Source organism: uncultured Cellulomonas sp., assembly GCF_963527515.1.
Lineage (GTDB): Bacteria > Actinomycetota > Actinomycetes > Actinomycetales > Cellulomonadaceae > Cellulomonas.
Window position 1 is genome coordinate 1 of record NZ_CAURTV010000108.1, and the last position, 11,543, is coordinate 11,543.

Annotated in this window: 10 protein-coding genes; 3 read left to right on the forward strand and 7 right to left on the reverse strand. The window is 72.6% G+C overall.

Annotated features, from left to right (window positions below; all coding sequences use genetic code 11):
• The coding region (locus RYN42_RS17350) for a bifunctional proline dehydrogenase/L-glutamate gamma-semialdehyde dehydrogenase (protein ID WP_315098057.1) at positions 1-2,993 on the forward strand (2,993 nt) is incomplete at its 5' end.
• A gap of 60 nt (positions 2,994-3,053) precedes the next feature.
• On the opposite strand, the gene RYN42_RS17355 is transcribed toward RYN42_RS17350, so the two are convergent.
• The 5 genes from RYN42_RS17355 to RYN42_RS17375 form a co-directional block, all read right to left on the reverse strand.
• Positions 3,054-4,094 carry a LacI family DNA-binding transcriptional regulator gene (locus RYN42_RS17355; RefSeq protein ID WP_315098058.1) on the reverse strand — a complete coding sequence of 347 codons (1,041 nt, stop codon included), beginning with the start codon at positions 4,092-4,094 and terminating at the stop codon, positions 3,054-3,056.
• A 159-nt stretch (positions 4,095-4,253) separates the two neighbouring features.
• A complete protein-coding gene (locus RYN42_RS17360) occupies positions 4,254-5,168 on the reverse strand; it encodes a carbohydrate ABC transporter permease (RefSeq protein ID WP_315098059.1) in 915 nt (304 codons plus the stop codon).
• Positions 5,165-6,175 (reverse strand): sugar ABC transporter permease, encoded by a 1,011-nt coding sequence (locus RYN42_RS17365; protein WP_315098060.1) that lies wholly within the window; start codon positions 6,173-6,175, stop codon positions 5,165-5,167. The genes RYN42_RS17360 and RYN42_RS17365 overlap by 4 nt, the downstream gene beginning before the upstream one ends.
• An 87-nt stretch (positions 6,176-6,262) precedes the next feature.
• Entirely contained in the window at positions 6,263-7,564 is a 1,302-nt protein-coding gene (locus RYN42_RS17370) for an ABC transporter substrate-binding protein (protein ID WP_315098061.1), read from the reverse strand.
• Between the two features lie 286 nt (positions 7,565-7,850).
• The gene (locus tag RYN42_RS17375) at positions 7,851-8,369 is read right to left on the reverse strand and encodes a DUF2505 domain-containing protein (protein WP_315098062.1); all 519 of its coding nucleotides are present in this window, start codon (positions 8,367-8,369) and stop codon (positions 7,851-7,853) included.
• Between the two features lie 101 nt (positions 8,370-8,470).
• Between RYN42_RS17375 and RYN42_RS17380 the strand changes: the two genes are divergently transcribed.
• Positions 8,471-9,952, forward strand: a complete 1,482-nt coding sequence (locus RYN42_RS17380; RefSeq protein ID WP_315098063.1) for a histidine kinase N-terminal domain-containing protein — start codon at positions 8,471-8,473, stop codon at positions 9,950-9,952.
• A gap of 63 nt (positions 9,953-10,015) precedes the next feature.
• Here RYN42_RS17380 and RYN42_RS17385 read toward each other — a convergent pair whose 3' ends face one another.
• On the reverse strand, positions 10,016-10,264 hold the full coding sequence (locus RYN42_RS17385) for a WhiB family transcriptional regulator (RefSeq protein ID WP_315098064.1): 249 nt from the start codon (positions 10,262-10,264) through the stop codon (positions 10,016-10,018).
• 419 nt (positions 10,265-10,683) lie between these two features.
• Here RYN42_RS17385 and RYN42_RS17390 point away from each other — a divergent pair, with 419 nt between their 5' ends.
• Positions 10,684-11,079 carry a hypothetical protein gene (locus RYN42_RS17390; RefSeq protein WP_315098065.1) on the forward strand — a complete coding sequence of 132 codons (396 nt, stop codon included), beginning with the start codon at positions 10,684-10,686 and terminating at the stop codon, positions 11,077-11,079.
• Here the strand turns inward: RYN42_RS17390 and RYN42_RS17395 are convergent.
• On the reverse strand, positions 11,048-11,543 hold a 496-nt coding region (locus tag RYN42_RS17395), incomplete at its 5' end, for a hypothetical protein (protein WP_315098066.1). The two genes, RYN42_RS17390 and RYN42_RS17395, sit on opposite strands and share 32 nt — an antisense overlap.

Here is an 11,543-nt window from a genome sequence, read left to right on the forward strand (position 1 = left end):
CGCCGGTGCTGCCCGGCGTCGTCGTCCCCGCGGCCCGGCGGCGGCTGCGCAGCCTCGTCGGCCACCTCGTCGCCGACGACGGCCCGGGACTGGCCGGGCACCTGGCCGCGACCCGCGCGGAGGGCTTCCGGCTCAACCTCAACCTGCTGGGCGAGGCGGTGCTGGGTGAGCGCGAGGCGACCGCGCGGCTGGCGCGCGTGCAGGCCCTGGTCGAGCGTCCCGACGTGGACTACGTGTCCGTGAAGGTGTCCGCGGTGGCCAGCCAGCTCTCCACCTGGGACACCGAGGGCAGCGTCTCCCGCGTGGTCGAGCGCCTGCGGCCGCTGTACGTCTCGGCGGCGCGGCACGGGACGTTCCTCAACCTCGACATGGAGGAGTACCGCGACCTCACCCTCACCCTGCGTGTCTTCGAGCGGCTCGTGTCCGACCCGGAGCTCATGGCGGCGGAGTCGGGGATCGTCCTGCAGGCCTACCTGCCGGACGCGGCCGACGCCCTCGAGGAGCTCACCGGCATCGCGACCGAGCGCCGCGACGCCGGCGGCGCACGGCTCAAGGTGCGCCTGGTCAAGGGCGCCAACCTCGCGATGGAGCAGGTCGAGGCCGAGCTGCACGGCTGGCCGCAGGCGCCCTACGGCTCCAAGGCGGAGGTCGACGCCGCATACCTGCGGCTGGTCGACCGGGCCCTCGACCCCGCCCGGACGTCCGCGCTGCGGGTCGGGGTGGCCAGCCACAACCTGTTCCACGTGGCGGCCGCGCACCTGCTCGCACAGCGCCGCGGCGTCTCGGAGGCGCTGGACGTCGAGATGCTGCAGGGCATGGCTCCCGCGCAGGCGCGCGCGGTCCGCGACGAGGTGGGCGCCGTGCTCCTGTACACGCCGGTGGTCGCCCGCCACGACTTCGACGTCGCCATCTCCTACCTGGTGCGGCGCCTGGAGGAGAACTCCGCGAGCCAGAACTTCCTGCACGCCCTCTTCGCCGACCCCGCCGCGATGGACGCGCAGGAGCAGGCGTTCCGGGTGGCCTACCGCGACCGCGACGAGCCGTCCACCGCCGCACGCCGGGCCGCCCGCCCGGTCGCGGACGCCCCCCGTCCCGAGGCCTTCGCCAACACCCCGGACACCGACCCGGCGGTCGGGGTGGCCCGGGCCTGGGCGCGCGGCGTGGTGGAGCGCGACGTGCCTGTGCCCGGCAACGCCGTCGAGGTCACGACGACGGACGAGGTCGACGACGTCGTCGCGCGCGCGTCGGACGCCCTGCCCGCGTGGGCGGCCACCCCGCCCGCCGAGCGCGCGCGTGCGCTGCGGGCGGTGGCCGCGGCACTCGAGGACGCCCGCGCCGACCTGGTCGCGACCATGGTGCACGAGACCGGCAAGACGGTCGCCGAGGCGGACCCGGAGGTCAGCGAGGCCGTGGACTTCGCGCGGTACTACGCCGACCGCGCCGCCGACCTCGCCGACGGCGCGGTCCCGGGTGCCGTGCACCGGCCGTCGGGGCTCACCGTCGTCACGCCGCCGTGGAACTTCCCGGTGGCGATCCCCGTGGGCTCGGTGCTCGCCTCCCTGGCTGCGGGCAGCCCGGTGCTGGTCAAGCCGGCACCGCAGGCACCCCGGTGCGGCCAGGTCGCGATGGCGGCTGTCCAGCGGGGGCTCGACCAGGCCGGCGCGCCCGCAGGGACCCTCACCGTCGTGCTGAGCCCCGAGGGGGACGTCGGGCGCCGGCTGGTCACCCACCCCGGGGTCGCCCGGGTGCTGCTCACCGGCTCCATCGAGACCGCGCAGCTCTTCGCCGGCTGGCGGCCGGACCTCGACGTCGTCGCCGAGACGTCCGGGAAGAACGCGCTGGTCATCACCCCGTCCGCGGACGTGGACCTGGCCGTCGCGGACCTGGTGCGGTCGGCCTTCGGGCACGCCGGGCAGAAGTGCTCGGCGGCCTCCCTGGCGATCCTCGTCGGGTCGGCCGGCCGCTCGGACCGGCTGCGCCGCCAGCTCGCCGACGCGGTCGAGTCGCTGCGCGTCGGCCCGCCCACGGAGCTGGGCACGGCCGTCGGGCCGCTGACCGAACCCGCCTCCGGCAAGCTGCTCCGGGCGCTCACCACCCTCGACCCGGGGGAGTCCTGGCTGGTGCGGCCGCGGCAGCTCGACGACGAGGGCCGGCTCTGGACGCCCGGCGTGAAGCACGGCGTCGCGCCCGGCTCCTGGTTCCACACCACGGAGTGCTTCGGTCCGGTCCTCGGCGTCATGCGGGTGGACACCCTCGACGAGGCGATCGACCTGCAGAACGCGGTCGCCTTCGGGCTGACCGGCGGCCTGCACTCGCTCGACGAGGGGGAGATCGCGCACTGGCTCGACCGCGTCGACGTCGGCAACGCCTACGTCAACCGGCACATCACCGGTGCGATCGTGCGACGCCAGCCCTTCGGCGGGTGGAAGGCGTCGACCGTCGGCCCCGGCGCGAAGGCGGGCGGTCCGCACTACGTCGCCCAGATCGGCCGTTGGCAGGACGCCCCGGACGTGCCCCAGGAGGACTCGGCCTGGCTGGCGTGGGCCCGCGCGGACGACGCCCGGGTGTGGGCGGACGACCTGTCACGCGAGCACGACCCGTCAGGGCTGCGCGTCGAGGCCAACCTCCTGCGCTACCGCCCGGTCCCGCACCTGACCGTCCGCGCGGGCGACGACGCTCGCCCGCGCGAGGTCGAGCGGGTGCGCCACGCCGCGCGCACCGCCGGGGTGCCCATGACGCTCAGCGACGTGTCGGCCGAGTCGCACGAGGCGTTCGCCGCGCGCGTCCGCTCCGGAGCGGTGACCGGGCGGGTCCGCGTCGTCGGGTCCGCACCCGGGCTCCGCGAGGCCGCCGCCACCCGGGTCGGCGACGTGACCGTCCTCGACGCCCCCGTGCTGGCCAGTGCCTCCCGCGAGCTGCTCACGGTCGTGCGCGAGCAGGCCGTCAGCCGTACCCTGCACCGGTTCGGCCACGTGCCACCGGCGGCGCGCTGACGGCCCTGGCCCTCCACGCGCCGCCGGCGGCGCGCTCACGGCCTCGGCTCTCGGTCCGCGCTACGCCGAGGCGCGGATGACGAGCTCGGGCGCGAAGATCAGCGGCGGCGACGGGGGTGCGCCGTTCAGCTGGTCGAGCAGACGCGCGCCGGCCGCCCGGGCCATCGCGACGACGGGCTGGATGACGCTCGTGAGCGGGGGAGTGGTCGACGCGGCCACACCGAGGTTGTCGTAGCCGACCACCGCGACGTCCCCGGGGACCTCCCGGCCGTGCTCCGCCAGCACGCTCAGCGCGCCGGCCGCCATGAGGTCGGACGCGATGAAGATGGCATCCACGTCCGGGTACCTGGCGAGCAGCTCGCGCGCCGCGATGGTGCCGGACGCCATGGTGAAGTCGCCGTGCACCACCGCGTCGTCCGACATGCCGGCCGCGCGGATCGCGTTGCGCCACCCGGTCAGCCGGTCGATGCCGGCCGACATGTCCGCGGGTCCGGCGATCGTCGCGATGCGGGTGCAGCCGCGGTCGATGAGGTGCTGCGTGGCCAGGCGCCCACCCTCGACGTTGTCGGTGTCGACGTACTGCACGTCGCGCTCGTCCGCGGACAGCGGCCGGCCGACGAAGACGTTGGGCACGCGCGACAGCTGCAGCGCGCGGTCGAGCTCGTCGTTGGCGTGGTGCGACACGACGATCGCGCCGTCCACGTGCCCGTTGCGCAGGTACCGGACCGTGCGCTCGCTCTCGCCCGGGCGGGCGATGACGAGCACGACCTGCATGTCCGAGTCGGCCAGCGAGGTGCTCAGGCCGTTGAGCGTCCCCGCGAAGAACGGGTCCGAGAGCACGCGCTCGTCCGGTTCGGGGACGACGAGCGCGATGGAGTCGGTGCGCTTGGTGACCAGCGAGCGAGCCGCACGGTTCGGGGTGTAGCCGAGGTCGGCGACCGCGGACTCGACCGAGGCGAGCGCCTCGGGAGACACGCGCAGCCCGCCGTTGATGGCCCGGGAGGCCGTGGAGCGCGAGACGCCGGCCCGTTCGGCCACCTGCTCGAGCGTGGGCGCGGGCGGCCGCGCAGAGTCCACGCGGACCGGGATGTTGTCGACCACCGTTGGTCTTCCCTCCTGTGGCTGCCGAGGCAGCGATGACGAGCTGGTGACGAGAACGGCGGGGTGCTGGGGGAGCACCCCGCCGTTCCTGTCAGCCGGGTTCCTGCGGTCGGGGAGGACCGCGGTCGACCGGGACGTGCCGTGAACAGTCTGACCGCGTCAGCCCTTGACGGCACCCTGCATGATGCCGGCCACCAGCTGACGGCCCGCGACGAAGAACAGGATGATCAGCGGGATCGTCGAGATGGTGACGCCCGCCATGATCAGGGACATGTCCTTGAAGTAGGACGCCTGGAGCAGCTGGATGGCCACGGGCAGCGTCGGGTTCTGGTTGCCCAGGACGATGAACGGCCAGAAGAAGTTCGTCCACGAGGCGACGAACGTGAACAGGCCGAGCATCACGGCTGCGGGACGAGCGGCCGGCAGGGCGATGTGCCAGAAGGTCCGGATCATCGACGCGCCGTCCACGCGGGCGGCCTCGACGAGCTCGTACGGCAGGGCCGACTCGAGGTACTGCGTCATCCAGAAGACACCGAACGCGGTGACCAGGCCCGGCACGATGACCGCGATGAGCTTGCCGGTCCAGCCGAGCTGGGACATCAGGATGAACAGCGGGACGATGCCCAGCTGCGTCGGCACGGCCGTGGTGGCGATGACGAACACGAGCAGGGCGTTGCGGCCGCGGAACCGCAGCTTGGAGAACGAGAACCCGGCGAGCGTCGAGAAGAGGACCACGGAGAACGCCGTGATCGTCCCGACGATGATCGAGTTGCCGAGCGCCTTCCAGAACTGGATCTCGCCGTTGAGCACCTTGCCGACGTTCGTGAAGAACTCCCCCTGCGGGATGAGCGACGGGATCGGGTTCTGCGCGATGGCCGGGGCCGTCGACGAGGCGAGCAGGAACGCGTAGTACAGCGGCGCGATCGCCAGGACGATGGCACCCGTCAGCAGGACGTAGGTGACCCAGCCCGGACGACGGTCCGACCCGGCTGCCGTGGAGCGGCTCCGCCCGGCGGCGCGGGCGGCACCGCGGCCCGCGGTCTGCCGGATGACCGGCAACGAGGGGGCGCTCATCGGGAAACCTTCTTCCGCTTCTTCGTCGTCGAGGTCTCCGACGAGATCCTGCGCGTCGCCGCGAAGTTGATCATGGCGATCACGATGATGATGAGGAACAGGATCCAGGCCACCGCGGACGCCCGTCCGAAGCTCTTCTGGTTGCCCCAGCCGAGCTCGTAGATGTACATGGTGGCTGTCATCCACTGGCGGCTCGGGCCACCCTGGCCGGTCTGGTCGAACAGGCGCGGCTCGTCGAAGATCTGCAGGCCACCGATGGTCGACGTGATGACCACGAAGATGATCGTCGGCCGCAGCATCGGGACCGTGACCGAGAAGAACTGACGCACCCGGGACGCGCCGTCCAGGACGGCCGCCTCGTAGAGGTCACGCGGGATCGCCTGCATCGCGGCGAGCAGGATGAGGGTGTTGTACCCGGTCCAGCGGAAGTCGACCATCGTGGCGATCGCGATGTGGCTCGGGAGGACCTGCGCTTGCCAGCCGATCGGGTCGATGCCGATGTAGCCGAGCACCGTGTTGATGAGGCCGGACTTGGGGGCGAACAGCTTGCCGAAGACGAGGCTGACGGCGACCGGTGCCACGACGTAGGGCAGCAGCACGCCCATGCGCCAGAAGGTCCGTGCGCGCAGGTTCGCGTCGAGGAGCGCCGCGAGCACGATCGCGATGATCAGCTGGGGGACCGTCGAGATCAGGAAGATGCTGAAGGTGTTGCGCAGGCCCTTCCAGAAGTTGGGCTCCTGCAGGACGAACAGGTAGTTCTCGAAGCCGACGAAGTCACCCTTGCCGCCGATCAGGTTCCAGTCGTGCACGGACACGTAGGCCGTGTACGCCAGGGGGAACAGACCCGTGATCGCGAAGAGGATGAAGAACGGGGAGATGTAGAGGTACGGCGAGACCTTGACGTCCCAGCGACCCAGGGTCTGGCTGAAGCCGACCCGGCGCGGTGCGCGCTCGGGGTCGCGCTGCCGCCCGCGGTCGAGCTGGGGCGAGGTGGTGGAGGTGGCCATCAGGTGTCCTTCGTGGCGGTGGTCGGGAGCCTGCGCTGGCGGGGCCGGGCCGATGGGTGACCCACCGGCCCGGCCCCGCGGCTAGCGTCAGCCGAGTGCGTTGACCGCGCTCACGAAGGTGTCCCACTGAGCAGCGGCGTCACCACCGTTGACGTCGACCTCGGTCAGAGCCGACTGCATCGCGTCGTTGACGGCGAAGTAGTTCGGGCCCTTGAACGGGGCGACGATGCCCTCGGCGCGGTTGGCCAGGATCTGGCCGGCCGGGGCGTTGTTGAAGAACGCGTTCGTGGAGCCGAGCAGCTCGTCCGAGGCGAGCGCCTCGACCTGGCTCGGGAACGTGCCCTTGTTCTTGTAGGCCTGGAGCTGCTGCTCCGGGGCCGTCAGCCAGGCAGCGAACTTCTTCGCGGCCTCGACGTTCTTGCCCTGCGCCGGGACGGTCATGAACGAGCCGCCCCAGTTGCCGGCGCCGCCGGGGAAGACGTCCGCGATGTCCCAGCCGGTCACGCCGGCCGAGTTGCCCTCGATGACACCGAGCATCCAGCCCGGGGCCAGCATGGTCGCGAAGCCGTCCGTCTGGAACGAGGCGGTCCAGTCGTCGCTCCACTGGCCGAGGTGCGCCGACAGGTTGTCGGTGACCGAGGCCGTGGTGACGGCGTCGTAGATGTCCTTGACCTCGGGGTTCGTCGCGGCGACGATCGCGCCGTCGTCGGACTCGTAGGCGTTCTTGACCTGGTTGATCATGCCCTGGTAGATGGCACCAGCAGCGTCGAAGAACGGCTTGCCCGTGGCCTCGGTGTACTGCTTGCCGAAGGCGAAGTAGTCGTCCCACGTGGCGTCCGCGCCACCGAGAGCAGCGGCGACGTCCTCACGCGTGGACGGCAGGCCGGCGGCGGCGAGCAGGTCGCCGCGGAACGCGATCGCCTGCGGGCCGATGTCCGTGCCGTAGCCCAGCAGGATGCCGTCGGGCGTGGTGGCCTGCTCGACCTTCCACGGGAGCCAGCGGTCGGCGAGCTCGGGGTCCGTCAGGTCGGCGAACTTGTCCGGGTACTGCATGAGCTCGGGGAGCCAGTCGATCTCGATCATCTCGACGTCCGAGGCACCGGAACCCGACGCGAGGCGCGTGTTCAGGTTGTCGCGGGCCTCGTTGGAGGTCGCAGCCTTCTTGTTCTCGATCGTGACGCCCGGGTTCTCGGCCTCGTACGCGGCGAACATCTCGTCCGTGTAGCCAGGCTCGTTGAACGTGCCGAGCGTCAGGGTGATGTTCTCCGTGCCGCCCTCGGACGGCTCGTCGGCCGGCGTGTCGGAGGCGCCGGAGCAGGCGGTGGCGAGGAGGGCGATGCCCGTGACCCCCGCCGCGGCCGCCCACATCTTGCTGGTGGTCTTGCGCACTGTGACTCCCTTGTCAGTCGGACGGCGTCCTCGCCGTACCCCTAGGGCACCCGTCGTCCGCTCGCCGCAGGGGGCGCGGACGGACGTCGGGTTGGGCCGTGTGGACCCGGCGCGGTCGGTTCCCAGCGATGCAGATGCGGGAGCGTTCCCACGCGCTGCGGATACTGTCGTCGGCAGCCTTCCGAGTGTCAAGGACGCTCGGGTCCGATTTGGGCGTGGTAGCGATCCCACACCGGTGTTCTTGCAGGTCAGAGCGATATGGACATCGGTCCGTGTTACCGAATCGTTACGGCTGCGGCGCCTGTCCGTGATCAGCGATCCAGCGCCGGGCCACGTCCTGCTCGACCTCGAGCGCGGATCGGATCGCACCGGCGGCCGCCTGCTCGATCGCCGAGGCGAACAACGGCACCGAGGCACGCAGCTCGCCGTCGTAGGTCACGGTGGTCGCACCCGGTCCCGACGCGGTCAGCGCGGTCCGCCCGCTCAGCCGGACCGGGGCGCCGGCGATCTCGACGACGACCGTCCCGACGCGCGAGCCGTCGGCCGCGGGGGCCTCCCACGCCTCGACCTGCCGGACGTCGATCTGGCTCCCGACGAAGCTGCGCAGGTGTGCCGGGATCTGCTCGGTCGGCAGCGCGCGCCGGCTGGTCACCGTGAAGGCGTCGTCGGCGGTCCTCGTGACGTCCACGTGCTGCTCGAGCGCGCCGCTGGCCCGGACCTTCTCGTGCACGTACTCGGGGTCGGCCAGGAGCAGCGCCGCGGCGCGCACGTCGGTCGGCAGGTCGAGCGTCACGCTCAGTCGCACGGTCAGGGTCCTTCGGGAGGTCGGGCGGTGGGTCCGAGGCTAGCCGCCCACGTCCTGGCCGTCCTGTCCGACGGGCGGTCGCGGCCACCTACCCTGGTGGCGTGTCCACGCTGAGCACCCTCGCCGCTCGTCATGCCGCGCTCGATGCTCATGACCTCGAGTGGCTGCACCTGCTCGTCGGCGACTGGCAGGTGCTCTCCGACCTCGCGTTCGCGGACCTCGTGCTCTGGCTCCCGACCACCGACGGGGACTTCGTCGCCATCGCCCAGTGCCGGCCCTCCACCGGCGCGACCGTCCACTACGACGACGTCGTCGGCTCGAGCGCGCCGGAGGGCCAGCGACCTCAGCTGCAGCGCTCCCTGGACGAGCGGGCCGCCCAGCGGTCGCGCGAGCCTCGGTGGTTCGGCTCGTACGCGGTGCGCGAGGAGGCGGTCCCCGTCGTCCGCCGCGGCAAGGCGATCGCCGTGCTCGCCCGCCAGACCAACCTCGGCGGCGCCCGGACGCCCAGCCGGCTCGAGCTCAACTACGTCGAGGCGGCCGACGACATCTTCGCGATGGTCGGCCGCGGGGAGTTCCCCGCACCGGACGCGCCCACCGGTCCGCGCCGGGGCGCCCCGCGCGTCGGGGACGGGCTGGTCCGGCTGAACTCCGAGGGAGAGGTGCTCTACGCGAGCCCCAACGCCCTGTCCTGCTTCCACCGGCTCGGCGTGGTGGGCGACCTGGTGGGGCGCTCCCTGGTCGAGGTCACGGCCGACCTGATCGAGCAGCACGACACCGTCGACGAGTCGATGCCCCTGGTGCTCATGGGGCGTGCGCCGTGGCGCGTGGACGTCGAGGCGCGCGGCGTGGCGCTGTCCCTGCGTGCGGTGCCGCTCACCGAGCACGGCCAGCGCGTCGGGGCCGTCCTGCTGTGCCGTGACGTCTCGGAGCTGCGGCGGCGCGAGCGCGAGCTGATCACCAAGGACGCGACGATCCGCGAGATCCACCACCGCGTGAAGAACAACCTGCAGACCGTGGCCGCTCTGCTGCGGCTGCAGTCGCGACGGGTCGCCTCGCCCGAGGCCAAGGAGGCGCTGGGGGAGGCGATGCGGCGGGTCGCCACCATCGCGCTCGTGCACGAGACCCTGTCGCAGACCCTCGACGAGAGCGTGCCGTTCGACGACCTGGTGGGCCGCAGCCTGCGGCTCGCCGCGGACGTGGCCACCGAAGGCGCGAGCGTGCGGACCCTGGTGCGGGGGTCGTTCGGCTCGATCCCCGCGGAGGACGCGACCGCGCTGGCGCTGATCCTCACGGAGCTGGTGACCAACGCGGTCGAGCACGGGTTCGAGGGACGCGAGTCGGGGACCGTCGAGGTGATCGTCGAGCGGCACGACGACGCCCTGCGGGTCGAGGTGGCCGACGACGGCTCGGGGCTGCCGACGGAGCGCGGCGCCGGCACGGGTCTGGGCACCCAGATCGTCTCGACCCTGGTGACCAACGAGATGCGCGGCACGATCGAGTGGACGAGCCGCGAGGGCGGCGGGACGTCGGTGATCATCGAGGCCCGGCTGCGGGGACCGCGCGAGGCGGCGGCGCTGATCTGACGCCGGACGCGACGCGGCCCCGCCGCGTGGTGCGCGACGGGGCCGGTGCGGTGCGGTGCGAGGTCAGCTGGCGCGGCGCTGGCGGGCCGTGCGGCGCTTGAGCGCGCGGCGCTCGTCCTCCGAGAGCCCGCCCCAGACGCCCGCGTCCTGGCCGGTCTCGATCGCCCACTTCAGGCAGGTGTCGACGACGGGGCAGCGGCGGCAGACGGCCTTCGCCTCCTCGATCTGGAGCAGGGCAGGTCCGGTGTTGCCGATGGGGAAGAACAGCTCCGGGTCCTCGTCGAGACACGCTGCGCGGTGGCGCCAATCCATGGGTTCTCTCCTAGGCACACGTCGAGACGGCGCCCGGGTGAGGGCGCACAGGTCTGGACACGAGATCGGGGGTGGGGGACGTGCTGCATCAAGGCTCGCATCGGTATCGGAAGTCCACAAGGGTTACGGGGAGGTTTCACGTGCATGAAGGCTGAGGTGTTCGTCACACCTGTGCGTGGGCTGTGCTCACCCCGTTCCCGCATATTGCTGCAGGTGAGGGCCGGTGTGGGACGAACGTCCCGACGTTCGCGGCGGTTCCGGACGGTGATCGGCGTCACGTCGTGGCGTGGGACACGTCCGGGACGTGGTATCAGGGGCAGAGGTCGCGTCTGCATACCGTCGGTGCAGGTCAGGGAGCAGGTCTGCGCAGAGCCACCCTGCGCTGCCGAGCACCCCCCGCGGTGCCTAGGCTCGTCCCCGTGACCGCTCGCCGACCCGCTCTCCTCATCGCCGTGTGCCTCCTGGTGACGGTCGAGGCCGCCGCGTTCCTGGGGCTCGGGATCGCGTGGGTCGCCGACGTCGTGCGGGGCGCCGCGTCGATGCCGGCCGCGAGCCTGTTCCTCGCCGCGTTCGGGTGCGGCATCGCCTTGCTGCTCCTGCTCGCGGCGCGCGGGCTCCTGCGCGGCCGGGGGTGGGCGCGCTCGCCGGTCATCATGTGGCAGATCCTGCTGGTCGTGCTGGCGGTCGGATGGCTGCGCGCCGAGCCGTCCGTCTGGGCGGCCGCCGTGCTGGTGGTCGCCGTGCTGATCGGCGTCGGGCTGATGATCCCGTCGGTCGTGGCCGTCACGGCTCGTCGCCCGCCGCCGGTCGAGTAGCCGACCCGACCGCGTAGACCTGCACGACCGTCGCCGTCCGGCCGCTCAGGAGCACCCCGCGCCCGGGTGGCCGGTGCCGAGGGTCGACCGACCACGGCGCCCGCTCGCCGACGAGCTCGGCCGAGGCGGGATCGTGCGCGTCCAGCACGAGCGTGCGGCGCAGGCGCGTCAGTGCGGGCAGGACCCCCCGGAACGCGGCCGCGGCGGTCGACGCCGTCGAGCTCGCGACCACGGCGCAGGTGCCGGTCGCCAGCAGGCCCGTCACCAGCTCGCCCACCGCGGGGCGGGCGCGCTCGAGCTCGTCGATGTCGTCCACGAGCAGGACGGGGGCAGCCCGGGCCGTCGCGGGCGCGCGGCGCAGCGCAGGGTCGTCCACGTCCACGTCCCGGACCCCGGCGAGTGCGGGCAGCGCGCCGAGGCCCGTGTCGACGACGAGCCGCAGCGTCGGGTGGCCGGTCCGCGCC